This window comes from Acidilutibacter cellobiosedens (genome assembly GCF_004103715.1).
Taxonomy (GTDB): domain Bacteria; phylum Bacillota; class Clostridia; order Tissierellales; family Acidilutibacteraceae; genus Acidilutibacter; species Acidilutibacter cellobiosedens.
This window is the reverse complement of record NZ_CP035282.1, coordinates 2267528-2284377: the sequence shown is the minus strand read 5'-3', so window position 1 is coordinate 2284377 and position 16850 is coordinate 2267528. Positions and strand designations below refer to the sequence as shown.

The following is a 16850-nucleotide window of genomic DNA, read 5'->3' as shown; positions in this document are numbered from 1 at the left end:
TTCAATATTTGTTGGCAAGGTTATTGCATATTTATATTAAAGGATAATAAATATTAATAAAATTTGGAGGTGCTCTTAATGAGAAAAGAAAATGTAAAAATTATTATTTGGGGCCTTGGTGCCATGGGAAAAGGCATGGCAGAAGCATTGCTTGCTAAAAAAGGCGTTGATATTGTAGGAGTAGTTGGAAGAGGTAATAAAGTTGGTAAGAGCATGTATGATTTTCTCGATGTAAAGAGAGGAAACAGAAAAGATGTCATCATTGGAACAAGAGATGAAGTTATTACTGAAAAAGCATCAGACTTGGTACTTCTTGCAACGGATTCCTATACAAGAAATGCTTTTGATAAAATGAAATTTTGCTTGGAAAAGAAAATTAATGTCATAACTACTGCAGAAGAGATGTCCTATCCGAAAGCAAAAGAGCCGGAACTTACAAAAGAATTGGATAAAATTGCAAAGGAAAACGGTGTTACTGTATTAGGAACAGGAATTAACCCAGGACTTATTATGGATTTACTTGTAGTGATTTTAACCGGAGCTTGCCTTGATGTTGATCATATTAAGGCAGAAAGGGTTAACAGCCTTTCACCTTTTGGAACTACTGTAATGCATGAACAAGGAGTAGGGACAACTGTTGAGGAATTCAACCAGAAAATGAAGGAAGGAAAATTGGCAGGCCATGTTGGTTTTGCTGAATCAGTTAATATGATAGCTGATGCTTTGGGATGGAAATTAAGCAAGAAAGTAGAACAGACTATGGCTCCTATAGTTTCAAAGGTATACAGAAAGACCCCTTATGTTGAAGTTCAACCCGGAGATGTGGCCGGATGCAAGATGTTAGGCTATGGATACGTTGATAATGAATTGAAGATAGAAATGGTTCATCCTCAACAGGTTGAGCCTCAATTGGAAGGAACAAATACGGGAGATTATATAACAATTAAAGGAACACCTAATATAAATATGTCGAATAAGCCTGAAGTTCCCGGAGGAATAGGTACGATTGCAATGTGTATTAACATGATACCTCAGGTAATCAATTCACGTCCTGGTCTTAAAACAATGTTGGATTTACCGGTACCGAGAGCAATAATGGGAGATATGAGAGAATTCATTGAAGAAGAATAATAATATTTATTTAAATTGAAGAGGAAGGGATATAAATGGATGCAAAAAAAGGTACATGGGTAAGAATTCATAATATTGTATTGAAGTCGGAAGAAAGATCGCCTCATTTGCCTGAAGATACTCGAAAGGTACCATTGGAAATGTGGGTAAAGGGATTTCTTCTTAACGACGAAGCAAATATCGGAGATATGGTGGAAGTTGAGACTTATATAGGACGCAGGGAAAAAGGAAAATTGGTGGAAGTTAATCCTTATTATACTCATAGCTTTGGAAAATGCGTTCCAGAATTACTTTATATAGGCAGACAATTGAGAGGAATAATCAGCAAGGAAGGTGATCGATAATGAGTAAGGATATGAGCTTTGAAGCTGTAATGGGCAGAAGGTCTGAAATTATGAAAAAAGCTATAGGAATTGATTATGATGCTTTTGAGTCAGACGGTATAGTTTTTGATTATGAAAAGATGATGCGAGAAACCGGATACAGTCTTCAAGAGATAGAAAGGATACAGAAGGAAACAGGCGTCGGCAATACACCTCTCCTTGAATTAAAGAATCTGACCGAATTAGCAAGAAAATATGCACCGGAAGGAAAAGGAGCAAGGATATTCATTAAGGATGAAGCGGCAAACCCATCGGGAAGTTTTAAAGACAGAAGAGCGGCAACGGCTTGTTATCATGCTCAGAGATTAGGGTATAAGGGAGTTGTTGCGGCGACCAGCGGAAATTACGGAGCAGCGGTGGCAAGCCAGGCTGCCATGAGAGGGCTTAAGTGCATAATAGTTCAGGAGTGTTACGATTCAAGAGGAGTAGGACAGCCGGAAATAATAGAGAAAGCAAGAAAATGTGAAGCACTGGGAGCGGAAGTAGTACAACTTACAGTTGGACCGGAACTCTTCTATACATTTTTAAAGATTCTTGAAGAAACAGGATATTTTAATGCTTCCTTATATACTCCCTTCGGAATAGCAGGAGTCGAAACTTTAGGATATGAATTATCAATGCAGTTCAGGGAAAGAGAAGGGAAGGATCCAGATGCGGTAGTAATCACAAATGCAGGTGGAGGAAATCTTACCGGAACGGCAAGAGGACTTATAAAGGCAGGAGCTTCCCATACTCAGATAGTGGGAGCAAGTGTTGATTTAAGCGGACTTCATATGGCCAGCGATACGCAGTTTAATAAAAAATCATTTACTACAGGTCATACAGGATTTGGAGTACCCTTTGCAACATGGCCGGACAGATCCGACGTTCCAAGGTCTGCAGCAAGACCTTTAAGATATATGGACAGATACCTTCTTATAAACCAAGGTTCCGTATTTTATATGACGGAAGCTTTAGCCCAAGTGCAAGGGATAGAAAGAGGACCTGCAGGGAACACATCCTTGGCTGTGGCTTTTTCATTGGCACAGGAATTGGACGAAGACAAAATAGTAGTGGCTCAGGAGACAGAATATACGGGAGCCGGAAAGCATATTCAACCTCAGCTTAGTTTCGCTAAGGAGAACGGGATTAAAGTAGAAATAGGAGATCCTGAGGATGAAGTACCGGGAAAGAATATTGTTCTTCCCAAGGATCCAAGTTATATCAAAGCAAAAGATACGGATATAAATAAGATGAGAAAGTCCTATATTAAAAATTGTATTAAACATTCCGATGCTAAGAAAGTAACTGACAAGGATATCAAGTTTTTAGCTGAAGAAACAAAGACAAATGAAGAATTTGTTAAGGAAGAATTGAAAGAATTAAATATTATTTATTAGTAGGAGGTAAAATCAGTGAAGAGAGCCGATGATTTTCAAGAAAGAAGAAAACATTTAGCTAATCTCTCGGAAGAAGAATTAAAAGAAAGATTCTGGGAATTAGCAGGAAAAATTGTTGATCCTATGGTTGATTTAGCATATAAAAATACGAGTCCTTCTATTGAGAGATCAGTTTTGTTGAGAATGGGATTTTCAAGCATTGAAGCTAAAGGAATAGTTGATAAGGCGGTTGAGAGAGGGCTTCTCGGGAAAGGTGCGGGAAATATTGTTTATAGATTAGCCAAAGAAAAACATATGGGCATAAGAGAAACCGGATTAAAACTCTATGAAGGTCAAATGTGGGAAGATGCCATTGCAGCTTTCAAGGGAGGTGCCAAATAATGGAGCTTAAACCTAATGAAAAATTGAGCATTGAGAATATTTTAAAGGACCTCGATAAATACAGGCCGAGAAGAAGAGGCTGGACGTGGAGAAAGGGAACAGGACAAAAGAGAAAAATATGGCAATTTGAATACCACGATACATCAGAAAATTTAAAGCAGTCTCAGCCGTTGCCTGCCTCAAAATATTTTGATAATATTGATCCTCAGCCTGAACCGGTTATAACCACGGAAATTGCTTCGGGAAGGTTTGAAGATGATATCAGAAGAATGAGAATGGCCGCATGGCATGGAGCAGATCATATAATGGTTATAAGAACAGCGGGCCAAAGCCATATTGACGGATTGATAGAAGGGACTCCTCAAGGTATAGGAGGAATACCGGTAACCAGGAAACAGGTTCGTGCTCAGAGAAAAGCATTGGATTTAATAGAAGATGAAGTGGGCCGCCCGATAAATTATCACTCTTATGTAAGCGGTGTGGCAGGCCCGGAGGTTGCGGTAATGTTTGCGGAAGAAGGCGTAAACGGGGCCCATCAGGATCCTCAGTATAACGTGTTATACAGGGATATAAATATGATAAGGTCCTTTGTTGATGCCGCTTCTGCAAAGAAGGTTATGGCATGGGCAGATATGGCTCAGATAGATGGTGCCCATAATGCCAATGCAACAGCAAGAGAAGCATGGAAGGTAATGCCGGAACTTATGGTACAGCATGCGCTGAACAGTATTTTTTCAGTAAAAGTCGGAATGAAGAAGGGGAATATTTGCCTTTCGACAGTACCGCCTACGGCACCGCCAGCTCCTTGTATGAGATTGGACTTACCTTATGCCGTAGCTCTGAGAGAATTTTTTACGGGATACAGAATGCGTGCCCAGATGAATACCAAGTATATGGAATCTTCAACAAGAGAAGCTACAGTTACTCACGTTTTAAACCTTATGATTTCAAAACTTACAAGTGCTGATATTCAGTCAACTATTACACCTGATGAAGGAAGAAACGTTCCATGGCATATTTACAATATTGAGGCAGTAGATACTGCTAAACAAGCCCTTGTAGGCATGGACGGCCTCGAGGAAATGGTTGAGATAAAGAGAGATAAAGGAGAACTTGCAGACAGGGTAAGAGAAATAAAGGAAAGAGCAGTTCTTTTCATGGAAGAAATATTGGAAGTAGGAGGATATTTCAAGGCTGTTCAAGATGGCTTCTTTGTGGACTCGGGATATTATCCTGAAAGAAACGGAGACGGAATAGCAAGACAGATTGACGGAGGAGTTGCAGCAGGTACAATCGTTGAAAGAGATAAAGATTATATGACTCCTGTAACAGCGGTATTCGGATATAATAACGTAGCTCAATACGACAAAACCGCTGTGGATAATCCTTCCAAGTTAATCGGAGGATGTACTTTTGAGGATCCGGACAAGATAGTATATATTGACGAACTGGACGAAACCGATAATGTTAATGTAAGAATGGAAGAAAATAAAGAATTAAGAAATTCCACAAAAATAAAACCGGAAATGGAATGGCTGGGAGACGGGACAATCCTAATAACAATGTTCTTGCCGGCAGAAGCAAGAACGGCAGAATTTGCCGCAATTGAGATAGGAAAGAAATTAGGGCTTGAAAATGTTGAAGCAATCAGTAGGGAAATAATGCAGGAAGCAGAAGGAACGAGAGTAGAAATTAAAGGAAAAGTTCCTTTCACCATTGATACAAGTAAGTTGGTTATTCCGCCTAAACCAGAAGTAATGACAGACGACGAAATCAGAGAGGAAATAGATGCTCATCCTATGAAAATTGTAGCTGCTACTGTGGGAGAAGATGAACATTCTGTTGGTTTGAGGGAAATTATCGATATCAAACACGGAGGAATTGAACAATACGGTATTAAGTGTGTATACCTTGGAACAAGCGTGCCCGTTGAGAAGCTGGTAGATGCCGCTATAGAAGAGAAAGCGGATGCCATCCTCGCTTCAACTATTATAAGCCATGACAATGTTCACTACAAGAATATGAAGAAAATACATGAACTTTGTGTTGAAAAAGGTATAAGAGATAAAGTAATAATTGCTACCGGAGGAACTCAGGTATCTAATGAACTGGCGGTTAAAACCGGCGTTGATGTAGGTTTCGGCAGAGGATCAAAAGGCTCTGAAGTAGCTACATTCTTGGTTAAAAAAAGAAGAGAAATGAGAGAGAAAAAATGAAAATTGATGTTTTGGTAGCTGAAATAGGAAGTACTACTACCGTTGTAAATGCTTTTGATAAGGTAAACAGCCCTTGCCCCGTATTTGCAGGGCAGGGGCAGGCCCCAACCAGCGTTGGAGAAGGAGACGTGAATATCGGACTGCACAATGCCATTGATAACTTGTCTTTTAATCTAAAGACAGACAGTATAGAGTATGGTGAATTAATAGCTACAAGCAGCGCTGCAGGCGGACTCAGGATGACCGTTCACGGCCTCGTGTATGATATGACCGTAAGAGCGGCCAAAGAAGCTGCTTTGGGAGCTGGAGCCAATATAAAACAGGTAACTTCCGGAAAACTGAGGAAGAGTGATTTAAATAAGCTGATGCAAATAAACCCCAATATAATCCTCGTAGCAGGAGGAGTAGATTACGGGGAAAGAGAAACAGCCCTCTATAATGCGGAGCTTATTGCGAATTTGAATTTGGATATACCTGTTATTTATGCAGGAAATGTAGAGAACCAAGATGATGTAAAGGATTTGTTTAAAAACTCCAGATCTGAATTATATATAGTGGAAAATGTTTATCCTAAGATAGATGAATTAAACGTAGAACCTACAAGAAAGGTGATTCAGGATGTATTCGAAAAGCATATTGTTCATGCTCCAGGCATGCAGAGAGTAAGAGAAATGGTTACCGGCTCAATCATTCCTACTCCCGGTGCGGTTATGGTTGCCTCAAAGCTTCTTTATGACGATATCGGAGATTTGATGACGCTGGATGTGGGAGGAGCTACTACCGACGTTCATTCTGTAACGGAAGGCAATGAGGAAGTCTCCCGAATACTTATAAGTCCTGAACCATTAGCAAAGAGAACTGTTGAAGGAGATCTGGGAGTGTATGTAAACATGCATAATGTTGTTGACATGGTAGGAAAAGAAAAATTGGAAGAAGAATTAAGTTTATCCCCTGAAGAATTACAAAATCTCATTGACAATCATAAACCCATACCCAAAACGGATTTAGAAAAAGCTTTTGTAGAAAAACTGACTCTTCATGCAGCAGTTACGGCAGTTAAGAGACATGCAGGTATATTCAGATATCTGTATGGTTCCGGCGGAAGGACGACTGTTGCGGAAGGAAAAGATTTGACGAGAGTGAAATATATTATAGGTACAGGAGGAGCTTTAACAAGGCTTCCCCACAGAGTCGATATAATGAGAGAAATTCCCCTGAGCAATAAAGGCCACGAACTTCTCCCCAATAAAGATGTGGAAATACTGGTTGATAACGATTATATAATGGCTTCTTTGGGAATTTTGTCGAAAGAGTACCCTCAGGCGGCATTGAGGTTACTGAAAAATAGTTTAAATATTAAATAAAATAAGTCCAACATTTATGTTGGACTTATTTAAAGTATATGGAGGGATATTATGGATTACCCAAGAATTGAAATAAATTTAAGCAAACTTCAACATAATGTGAAAACTATAACGGATAAATGTAAAGAAAATGGAATAAAGGTAGCCGGAGTTACTAAAGTATTCTGTGCCGATAAAAAACTTGTTAAAGCTTATGTAGACGGAGGAGTATCATATTTGGCGGATTCCAGGCTGCAAAATTTTCAAAGATTGAAGGATTTTTCTCTTCCCAAGATACTTTTAAGACTTCCGATGATAAGTGAAGCAGAAGAGGTAGTAAAGTATGCGGATGCCTCTTTGAATTCTGAAATTGAAACAATCAGGGCCATTTCCAGGGAAGCTGTAAAAATAGGGAAAAAACATGAAATTATATTGATGGTGGATTTGGGAGATTTAAGAGAAGGATATTTTTATGAAGATGATTTGTATAAATCGGCAGAAGAGATAAAAAAACTTGAAGGAGTGGAACTAATAGGAATAGGTACTAATCTTACCTGCTACGGAGGGGTGATTCCGACTCCGGAAAATCTGGGCAGATTGGTTGAAATTAAGAACAATTTAGAGAAAAAACATGATATAAAGCTCAAAATTATTTCCGGTGGAAACTCATCAAGTATTCCCCTTTTATATGATGGGACGATACCGGAAGGAATAAATAACTTAAGACTTGGAGAATCCCTTGTTTTGGGAAGGGAAACAGCCTACGGGAAAAATATTGAAGAAACATTTAGCGATGTATTTAAATTAGTAATTGAAGCGATAGAAATTAAAGATAAACCTTCTCTTCCAGTGGGAGAAATAGGAAAGGATGCTTTCGGAAACGTACCCGTATTTGAAGATAAGGGGATAAGAAAAAGAATGATATGTGCCATCGGAAGGCAGGATCTTTTACCCGACGATATAACACCTTATGATAAAGAAATAACTGTTATAGGAAGCAGCAGTGACCACTTGATATTAGATATAACAAATAGTAAAATAAAATATGAGGTCGGAGATAAATTGGAATTCGGATTAAAATACGGAGGAATACTTAGAGGTATGACTTCGGAATATGTAAAGAAAGTTTATGTATAGATTTATATTATAAAATGAAATTTTCCGGAAATAATAGAGATAGGTGATTAAATGGATCTTTTCACTATGAATATGGAAAACAATTTAAAAAAGAATGCTCCTCTGGCGGAACGGATGAGGCCGAAAGTATTAGAAGATTTCATAGGGCAAAAACATATATTGGGAAAGGACAAATTCTTATACAGATCTATAAAAGCAGACAGACTTTCCTCAATGATATTTTATGGTCCTCCGGGTACGGGAAAAACTACTTTGGCAATGGTTATAGCCAAAAGTACCAAAATGAATTTTGAAAAATTAAGTGCGGTTTCTGCAGGAATTAAGGATATAAGGGAAGTAGTGGACAAAGCAAAAGAATATTTAAAACTTTATTCCAAACGGACAATATTGTTTATCGATGAAATTCATAGGTTTAACAAAACTCAGCAGGATGCTCTTCTTCCCTATGTAGAGAGGGGAATAATAATACTTATCGGTGCCACAACGGAAAATCCATATTTTGAGGTAAACAAAGCGCTTCTTTCCCGATGTCAGATAATAACTATTGAAAAGCTCAGCAAGGCGGAATTGAGAGAAATATTGATGAGAGCATTAAAAGATAAAGAAAAGGGATTAGGAATGTTTAATGTAGACATAGCAGAAGATGCCGTTGATTACCTTGTGGAAATTTCTGAAGGGGACGGAAGAATTGCATTGAATTCTCTTGAACTCGGAGTGTTGACTACTCCGAAAGATGATAAGGGAATAATCAACATTGATCTGGAAGTAATTAAAGATTGTATTCAAGTAAAGCAAGCCAAATATGACAAGGGCGGAGATGAGCATTATAATACTATTTCAGCTTTTATTAAGAGCATGAGAGGGTCTGACCCAAATGCTGCCCTTTATTGGCTTGCCAAGATGATATATGCCGGGGAAGATCCTAAATTTATTGCCAGAAGGATAATAATATGTGCTTCAGAAGATGTAGGCAACGCCGATCCAAATGCTTTAACCGTCGCTTTATCCGCATTCAGAGCGGTAGAGACGGTGGGAATGCCTGAGGGGAAAATCCCCTTGGCTCAAGCAGCAGTATATGTGGCTTGTGCCCCGAAGAGCAATGCGGCTTTTTCCGGTATACTTAAAGCTCTGGATGATGTTAAAAATAAGAGAATCGGGGAAGTCCCCGATTATTTGAAGGATGCAAATTATAAGGGAGCATCTGATTTTAACCACGGCATAGGATATAAATATCCTCATGATTATGAGAATTCCTTTGTTGAGCAGGATTATCTTCCTCCCGGGTTAAAAGAAGCAAAATATTATGAACCTACGGAAAACGGATATGAAAAAGTAATTAAAGAAAGACTATCAAAATTATTTGACAAATATAAGTAATATAATTTATAATTATATAAATATGATATTGACTTTGATGAGAAGAGTAGACATAAGTAATGTAAGAAGCGAATCGATGATGGTGGAAGATCGGTACAGAGCTTATGCTGAAGAACATCTCTGAGTTTCTGACTGAAATCCTTTAAAGAGAGTAGGAATGACGGAGCTGCACCGTTATAGGCAGGCAATATAGAACATATTGCAAAGAGTGGCTGTTTTTTTAAGACAGCAATTAGGGTGGCAACACGAACCTTTCGTCCCTTCATAAGAAGGATGAAAGGTTTTTTTTATATATTATTTTTACAGTTTAAAGAGAAAGGAGTAATTTCATGGAGAAAACTACAGTAAGAAAAATATTTGAAGCACAGGAAAAGTATTTAGATAAGGACGTCCAAATATCGGGGTGGATGAGAACCATAAGAAGCTCAAAGTCCTTTGGCTTCATTGAATTAAATGACGGAACTTTTTTTAAGAATATTCAAATAGTTTTTGATGAAAGTTTGGAAAATTTTAAAGAAATAACAAAATATCAGATAAGTTCCGCAATAACTGTCCAGGGGGAGTTAAAGGAGACTCCTGAGGCACAGCAGCCTTTTGAAATCCGGGCAAAAATGATTAAGCTGGAAGGCAGTTCCGCTCATGATTATCCTCTTCAGAAGAAAAGACATAGTTTTGAGTACCTGAGGACGATTGCCCATTTAAGGCCGAGGAGCAATACGTTTTATGCCGTATTCAGAGTAAGATCCCTTGCGGCTTATGCAATTCATAAATTTTTTCAAGAAAGAGGGTTTGTATATGTTCATACTCCTATAATCACCGGAAGCGATGCGGAAGGAGCAGGAGAGATGTTTCATGTAACCACTTTGGATATGGAAAATGTCCCTTTGAACGATGAAGGAAAAGTTGATTATTCCAAAGATTTTTTCGGAAGAGAAACAAATCTTACGGTAAGCGGTCAGTTGGAAGCGGAGGCTTTTGCTTTGGCTTTCAGGAATGTATATACTTTCGGGCCTACTTTCAGAGCCGAGAATTCAAATACCGGAAGACATGCGGCAGAATTTTGGATGATTGAACCGGAGATTGCTTTTGCCGATCTGTTCGATGCTACGAAATTAGCTGAAGATATGATGAAATATGTTATCAATTATGTTATGGAAAATGCCAAGGAAGAAATGGAATTTTTTAATTCATTTATAGATAAGGAATTGTTAGAGAGACTGAACCATGTGGCCAGCTCAAAGTTTGAATATATCACATATACCGAAGCAATCGAAATCCTTAAAAAATCAAAGGAAACCTTTCAATACCCTGTAGAATGGGGCTTGGATTTACAGACCGAACATGAAAGATATATTACAGAAAAAGTAATTAAAAAACCTGTATTTATAATTGACTACCCAAAAGAAATCAAAGCTTTTTACATGAGATTAAATGATGATGGAAAAACAGTTGCGGCTTCAGATATGCTTGTTCCCGGAATCGGAGAGATAATAGGAGGAAGCCAGAGGGAAGAAAGACCGGATATATTAGAAAATAGAATGGAAGAGCTGAAATTAGATAAGGATACTTATTGGTGGTATAATGAACTGAGAAAGTTCGGCGGGGTAAAACATGCGGGATACGGTCTGGGGTTTGAAAGAGCAATAATGTATATTACCGGCATGAGCAATATAAGAGATGTCATACCCTTCCCGAGAACAGTAAAATCCGCTGAGTTTTAAAATGTATTTTATCTATTGATTAACTGCTGTATATCTGTTATTATATATTTAGATGAATATTAAATGATGAGAAGAAGTAGTAAACTTTTTCCGTTTTAAAGAGAGCTGTTGAAAGGTGGAAGGCGGCAATGGAAATGTTGAACTCGTCTTTGAGTTGTTAAGGTGAAGAAATTAGCTTTAACCGGTTTAAAAAACCGTTATTTTAATAAGAGGACAGATTTTATCTGTCAATTAGAGTGGTACCGCGGACCTTTCGTCTCTATGGAGATGGAAGGTTTTATTTTTTATAATAGGAGGTTGTATTGTATGACGGATTATAATCCAAAGGAAATAGAGAAAAAGTGGCATGATATATGGGATGAGAATCAAACATTTAAAGCAAGTAATGACAGAAGTAAGAAAAAATTTTATGGCTTGATTGAATTCCCTTATCCTTCGGGGAAAGGACTTCACGTAGGCCATCCAAGGCCATATACTGCCATTGATGTTGTGGCGAGAAAAAGAAGGTTGGAAGGATATAATGTACTTTTCCCCATAGGATGGGATGCTTTCGGACTGCCTACGGAGAATTACGCGATAAAGAATAAAATCCATCCTAAAAAGGTTACCGAACAGAATATTAAAAGATTTAAGATTCAGCTTAAATCTTTAGGATTCTCCTTTGACTGGTCGAGGGAAATAAATACTACAGATCCTAATTACTATAAATGGACTCAGTGGATTTTTTTGAAACTCTTTGAACACGGCTTGGCTTATAAAACCGAGATGCCTATAAACTGGTGTACTTCCTGTAAAATAGGATTGGCAAATGAAGAAGTAGTAGACGGAAAATGTGAAAGATGCGGGGGAGAAGTTATAAGAAAAGTAAAGAATCAGTGGATGTTAAGAATAACCGACTATGCGGAAAGGCTGATAGACGATCTTGACTTGGTAGATTATATACAAAGGGCCAAGATTCAGCAGATAAATTGGATCGGAAAATCCGAGGGAGCAGAAGTAAATTTTAAAATTGCAGGAAAAGATGAGAACTTAAAAGTATATACTACAAGGCCCGATACTCTGTTTGGGGCAACTTATATGGTTTTGGCACCGGAGCATCGTTTAATCGATAAATATAAAGAGGATATTGAAAATTTAGATGAAATAAATGAATACAGAAAAAATGCCATAAAAAAATCCGACTTTGAAAGAACAGAGCTTGTAAAGGAAAAAACAGGTGTTGAAATAAAGGGGATTAAAGCTGTGAATCCTGCAACGGGAAAGGAAATTCCCATCTGGGTATCGGATTATGTTCTTGCTTCCTATGGTACCGGCGCTATAATGGCTGTTCCTGCTCATGACAGCAGAGACTGGGAATTTGCAAAAAAATTTGATCTCCCTATTGTGGAAGTGGTAAAGGGAGGAAATGTAGAGAAAGAGGCCTATGTTGATACAGAATCGGGAGAATTGATAAACTCAGGCTTTTTAAACGGTTTAGATGTAAAAGAAGCTAAAGAAAAAATGACATTATGGCTTGAAGAAAAGAAATTGGGTTCTCGAAAAATCAACTTTAAATTAAGAGACTGGGTATTTTCCCGTCAAAGATATTGGGGAGAACCTATACCATTGGTTCACTGTAAAAAATGCGGATGGGTTCCCATACCTGAGGAAGAACTTCCTCTTATGCTTCCGGATATAGAAGCCTATGAGCCTACGGATACCGGAGAATCGCCTCTTGCCAATATAAAAGAATGGGTGGAAACCACTTGTCCTAAATGCGGAGGGAAGGCTGAAAGAGAAACGGATACTATGCCCCAATGGGCAGGTTCTTCCTGGTATTTTTTAAGATATATCGATCCTCATAACGATAAAGAGCTGGCAGATAAAGAAGCTCTTAAATATTGGCTTCCGGTAGACTGGTATAACGGAGGAATGGAACATACTACTCTTCATCTTCTTTATTCAAGATTTTGGTATAAATTTTTGTATGATATTAAAGTAGCTCCTACTAAAGAGCCATATCAAAAGAGAACCTCTCATGGAATGATTCTTGGAGAAAATAATGAAAAAATGTCAAAATCAAGAGGAAATGTGGTTAATCCCGATGATATCGTAAAGGAATACGGAGCAGATACGTTGAGAACCTATGAAATGTTCATAGGCGATTTTGAAAAAAGTGTTCCTTGGTCTGAAAACGGATTAAAAGGCTGCAGAAGATTCCTGGACAGGGTATGGAAGCTACAGGATATACTGACTGAAGGGGACTCCTATTCTGAAAAAATGAAGAAGAGTATTCACAAGGCGATTAAAAAAGTAAGCAATGATTATGAGACCCTTAAATATAATACTGCTATTGCGACTCTAATGTCACTTCTTAATGAAATTAATAATGCGGGAAAGATTAATAAGGCGGAATTAAAAACTTATCTTATTCTCCTTAATCCTGTAGCACCTCATATTACAGAAGAAATGTGGGTAGGACAAAATTTTGGAGGAATGTTGAATCAGTCTTCTTGGCCGAAATATGATGAAAAATTAACTATAGATACTGTGGTAGAAATAGCAGTTCAGGTGAACGGCAAAGTGAGAGGCAGGGTTACAATCAGCTTAGATGATTCACAGGAGAAGGTAAAAGAAAAAGTTTTAAGGGATGAGACTATAAGCAAGTTTATAGAAGGAAAGACTGTAGTGAAAGAAATCTTTGTACCGGGTAAAATATACAATATTGTAGTAAAATAAATATAAAACTGATAGCTAAGGTTATTTTCGTGAATACTTAGCTATCAGTTTTATATTTCATGGGAAAATCATGATTTCCTTAGTGTATATTTTCCGTTAAGTGGATTTCAAAAAGGGCTTCGTTAGTTTATTTTTGCTTCGATTGAAGCCCTTTTTATAATCCATAGGGAGATTATATTATAAATTATTATTTTTTCTTAATTATTATGGTTATGGTTTTTATATATGTATGAATTAAAATATGCTATAATATAAATAAGATAATTGTATTTACTATTTCATGGAGGTGTGTTATATAATGAAAAAAATCTTGGTGACAGGTGCTCTTGGTCAAATTGGGTCAGAACTGACTATGAAATTAAGAGATATATATGGCAGGGATAATGTTGTTGCCAGCAGCAGAAGAAAAAAGGAAGGTCAGGAATCGATAATTGAGTCGGGCCCCTTTGAAATTGTTGAAGTAACAGATGGAAAACAGATATCGGAAGCTGTTAAAAAATATAAAATAAATACAATAGTTCATTTAGCGGCTCTTTTATCTGCCGTGGGAGAGCATGATCCTCAAAAGGCATGGAATATTAACATGAATGGTCTTTATAATGTACTTGAGGTAGCTCGGGAGGAAAATTGTGCCGTATTTACACCGAGCTCAATAGCAGCTTTTGGGCCGTCGACTCCAAAAGATAAAACACCTCAGGATACTATTCAAAGGCCTGAAACCATGTACGGAGTTACTAAAGTTGCCGGAGAAATACTTTCCGATTATTATTTTAAAAAGTTTGGAGTAGATACAAGAGGAGTGCGTTTTCCCGGGCTTATTTCCTATGATACTCTTCCTGGGGGAGGCACCACAGACTATGCAGTACATATATACTATGAAGCAATAAAACACAAAAAGTATACCTGCTATATTCAAAAGGGAACTTATATGGACATGATGTATATGCCTGATGCATTGCATGCTATAGTTTCATTGATGGAAGCCGATCCGGATAAATTAATCCACAGGAATGCTTTTAATATTTCCGCCATGAGCTTTGAACCGGAAGATATCTATGGTGAAATTAAAAATAATATACCGGAGTTTACTATGGATTATGATGTAGATCCTGTAAGACAGGCTATAGCCGATTCTTGGCCTAATTCCCTTGATGATACGGCTGCAAGAGAGGAATGGGGATGGAAACCAGAATATGATTTGCCAAAGATGACGGTGGATATGCTCACCAAATTAGCTGATAAACTTAAGAAGTAGATATAAATCAAAAAAGGACTAAAGACTTATTCAAATAAGTTTTTGGTCCTTTTTTATATCATCATCTTTGTAACAATTTTTTTAAAAATAAATATATTTATATTAAAAGAATTTTGCAGTAATATATGTCATACATTATTTCTGCATTTATCATAAGGGAGTGGACATTTAATGGCAGGTAGAAAATATTATTTAACTGTAATCAGATCCAGAAATCATGCTGTAAAACTTCATTACGTATTGGATATATTAGATTCAAATAAATTTCATCTTGTATCAACTCCTTGTGAAATACAGGCTGGATGTAGTTATTCAATCAAATTCTATAACTTAAATGATTTAAGCATTATAGAAAATGAAGCTAAAGAATTAAGTATCGAAATCTTTGGTACATTTAGTTTTGAAAGAAAGGAAGGAAAGAATATTATTAAAAGGATAAATTAAATTATTTGAACAATCCAAACCTTTTCTTTTTTTCATTTTTATTTAGGATTTCTTTTATTTCCTCTATTTTGGATTCAAGACTTGATGTTTTTGAGTATAGTATATTTATATTATCTTTTATATAATTTGAAATTTCTTCTATTTTTATTTCGGTTTCTTTTTTAAAAGATTCTAAAGCACTATCTTCGACAGATGAAAATTTTTCTTCGTCTGTCTCTTTATTTGTTTCTTCTTTTTGTACTTTATCTATTTCTCTTTTTTCTGCTGTATTGAAATCTTCCTGTATTTCACTGAAATAGAAGGATATACTATTATCTAATTTTACATAAATATTATTTATCTTATTTTTTTCATTAAAGTTAGAAGAATTATTTCTAAAAAATATAAAGTACATATTTTCATTTTCCGCTGTAGCTTCTTTTTCATATTTCCAAGACAGTCCATAATCGGGAGAACAAATACATTTAATTTTTTCTCCATCAGAAAATATTATTTTAAGTATGCCATTTTCCTCCAGCATTATAGGAATATAAGCACAGTTTCTGATAGTTGGAATAGAGGTTGATACCCATTTAAAGTTGTTTGATTTTGTTAAAGATAACATTTTTGATTTTAAAATATAATCTTTATTGATTAATTCTTCCCATAAGATATGAATATTATTTTGAGTGTCTATAAAAAGATAAGGGAAAATATTGTCATTATTTAATGTTGATATCTTTTCGGGTGTAGGATTCCATTTATTTATATATACGTTATAATAGGTATAATATATATGGTTTGAATTAATGTCCTTGGCCCTATAAATTAAATGAATATTTCCCAGATTGTCTAAGTCCATAAAGAAAGGACTGAAAAATTTTTCTGAAATAGTATTTATAACAGTAGATTTTTTGATTTTTTCACTTTTTATTATCTGATGAATAGACCATATATTGGGATTTATTACGTTTGAACAGGAGTATAAAATAATAATATTATTTTTTTGTAATTTGAAATTTAAATTTGAATAGATATTGGATCGAGTATCTAATTTTGTAATATATTCTTTTTTAGGTTTTTCATTCTCCTCATTTTTAAATGTGTAATGAGTTAAATGTCCTTCATTATTAATGTAAATCAGATGAATCCTATCTTCCTCATCAATATCTGCGGCGAAATCAATTATTCGTTCATCTTCCACAAGTAACATGGATCTGTTTTTTTTGTTTTTGTTATCAAATATTGAACATACAAGTTTTCTGTTTTTTCTTAGTTGAAAAAAGTAATATCTGCCTTGAAGACTTTTTATTAAAAAGCCATTTTGTATTTTTAAAACCACATTTATTCCCCCCTTAATATTTAAATAAAATTATCACAAAACTC

The 16850-nt window shown here is 36.3% G+C and carries 13 protein-coding genes and 2 other annotated features; of the genes, 12 read left to right on the top strand and 1 reads right to left on the bottom strand.

Annotated features, from left to right (window positions below; all coding sequences use genetic code 11):
* Nucleotides 1–78: 78 nt before the first annotated feature.
* From ord to EQM13_RS10910, 12 genes are all read left to right on the top strand, one after another.
* Complete coding sequence (ord, locus tag EQM13_RS10965; protein ID WP_128752684.1) at nucleotides 79–1131, top strand: 2,4-diaminopentanoate dehydrogenase; 1053 nt, start codon at nucleotides 79–81, stop codon at nucleotides 1129–1131.
* Between the two features lie 35 nt (nucleotides 1132–1166).
* Entirely contained in the window at nucleotides 1167–1475 is a 309-nt protein-coding gene (ortA, locus tag EQM13_RS10960) for a 2-amino-4-oxopentanoate thiolase subunit OrtA (protein WP_071139080.1), read from the top strand.
* A complete protein-coding gene (gene ortB / locus EQM13_RS10955; protein ID WP_128752683.1) occupies nucleotides 1475–2893 on the top strand; it encodes a 2-amino-4-oxopentanoate thiolase subunit OrtB in 1419 nt (472 codons plus the stop codon). Before ortA ends, ortB begins: the two co-directional genes overlap by 1 nt.
* 15 nt (nucleotides 2894–2908) lie before the next feature.
* Nucleotides 2909–3274, top strand: a complete 366-nt coding sequence (locus EQM13_RS10950) for an ornithine aminomutase subunit alpha (protein ID WP_071139082.1) — start codon at nucleotides 2909–2911, stop codon at nucleotides 3272–3274.
* Nucleotides 3274–5490, top strand: a complete 2217-nt coding sequence (gene oraE / locus EQM13_RS10945) for a D-ornithine 4,5-aminomutase subunit OraE (protein WP_128752682.1) — start codon at nucleotides 3274–3276, stop codon at nucleotides 5488–5490. Before EQM13_RS10950 ends, oraE begins: the two co-directional genes overlap by 1 nt.
* The gene (locus EQM13_RS10940) at nucleotides 5487–6854 is read left to right on the top strand and encodes a GlmL-related ornithine degradation protein (RefSeq protein ID WP_128752681.1); all 1368 of its coding nucleotides are present in this window, start codon (nucleotides 5487–5489) and stop codon (nucleotides 6852–6854) included. Before oraE ends, EQM13_RS10940 begins: the two co-directional genes overlap by 4 nt.
* A gap of 51 nt (nucleotides 6855–6905) precedes the next feature.
* Nucleotides 6906–7970 (top strand): ornithine racemase Orr, encoded by a 1065-nt coding sequence (gene orr / locus EQM13_RS10935; protein ID WP_128752680.1) that lies wholly within the window; start codon nucleotides 6906–6908, stop codon nucleotides 7968–7970.
* Nucleotides 7971–8021: 51 nt separating this feature from the next.
* Nucleotides 8022–9347 carry a replication-associated recombination protein A gene (locus tag EQM13_RS10930; RefSeq protein WP_114218016.1) on the top strand — a complete coding sequence of 442 codons (1326 nt, stop codon included), beginning with the start codon at nucleotides 8022–8024 and terminating at the stop codon, nucleotides 9345–9347.
* A 25-nt stretch (nucleotides 9348–9372) separates the two neighbouring features.
* Nucleotides 9373–9612: a binding site (T-box leader), on the top strand.
* 64 nt (nucleotides 9613–9676) lie between these two features.
* Complete coding sequence (asnS, locus tag EQM13_RS10925) at nucleotides 9677–11068, top strand: asparagine--tRNA ligase (protein ID WP_128752679.1); 1392 nt, start codon at nucleotides 9677–9679, stop codon at nucleotides 11066–11068.
* 57 nt (nucleotides 11069–11125) lie between these two features.
* Nucleotides 11126–11332: a binding site (T-box leader), on the top strand.
* A gap of 42 nt (nucleotides 11333–11374) precedes the next feature.
* On the top strand, nucleotides 11375–13786 hold the full coding sequence (gene leuS, locus EQM13_RS10920) for a leucine--tRNA ligase (protein WP_128752678.1): 2412 nt from the start codon (nucleotides 11375–11377) through the stop codon (nucleotides 13784–13786).
* A gap of 298 nt (nucleotides 13787–14084) precedes the next feature.
* A complete protein-coding gene (locus EQM13_RS10915; RefSeq protein ID WP_071139089.1) occupies nucleotides 14085–15041 on the top strand; it encodes an L-threonine 3-dehydrogenase in 957 nt (318 codons plus the stop codon).
* Nucleotides 15042–15212: 171 nt separating this feature from the next.
* A complete protein-coding gene (locus tag EQM13_RS10910) occupies nucleotides 15213–15485 on the top strand; it encodes a DUF3343 domain-containing protein (RefSeq protein ID WP_071139090.1) in 273 nt (90 codons plus the stop codon).
* Between the two features lies 1 nt (nucleotide 15486).
* On the opposite strand, the gene EQM13_RS10905 is transcribed toward EQM13_RS10910, so the two are convergent.
* Nucleotides 15487–16806 carry a hypothetical protein gene (locus EQM13_RS10905; RefSeq protein ID WP_071139091.1) on the bottom strand — a complete coding sequence of 440 codons (1320 nt, stop codon included), beginning with the start codon at nucleotides 16804–16806 and terminating at the stop codon, nucleotides 15487–15489.
* Nucleotides 16807–16850: the final 44 nt, after the last annotated feature.

Bases quoted from the DNA above. Each gene is read 5' to 3' on its own strand.
- ord (WP_128752684.1), top strand. From the start codon at position 79: ATGAGAAAAGAAAATGTAAAAATTATTATTTGGGGCCTTGGTGCCATG.
- ortA (WP_071139080.1), top strand. From the start codon at position 1,167: ATGGATGCAAAAAAAGGTACATGGGTAAGAATTCATAATATTGTATTG.
- ortB (WP_128752683.1), top strand. From the start codon at position 1,475: ATGAGTAAGGATATGAGCTTTGAAGCTGTAATGGGCAGAAGGTCTGAA.
- oraE (WP_128752682.1), top strand. From the start codon at position 3,274: ATGGAGCTTAAACCTAATGAAAAATTGAGCATTGAGAATATTTTAAAG.
- EQM13_RS10940 (WP_128752681.1), top strand. From the start codon at position 5,487: ATGAAAATTGATGTTTTGGTAGCTGAAATAGGAAGTACTACTACCGTT.
- orr (WP_128752680.1), top strand. From the start codon at position 6,906: ATGGATTACCCAAGAATTGAAATAAATTTAAGCAAACTTCAACATAAT.
- EQM13_RS10930 (WP_114218016.1), top strand. From the start codon at position 8,022: ATGGATCTTTTCACTATGAATATGGAAAACAATTTAAAAAAGAATGCT.
- asnS (WP_128752679.1), top strand. From the start codon at position 9,677: ATGGAGAAAACTACAGTAAGAAAAATATTTGAAGCACAGGAAAAGTAT.
- leuS (WP_128752678.1), top strand. From the start codon at position 11,375: ATGACGGATTATAATCCAAAGGAAATAGAGAAAAAGTGGCATGATATA.
- EQM13_RS10915 (WP_071139089.1), top strand. From the start codon at position 14,085: ATGAAAAAAATCTTGGTGACAGGTGCTCTTGGTCAAATTGGGTCAGAA.
- EQM13_RS10910 (WP_071139090.1), top strand. From the start codon at position 15,213: ATGGCAGGTAGAAAATATTATTTAACTGTAATCAGATCCAGAAATCAT.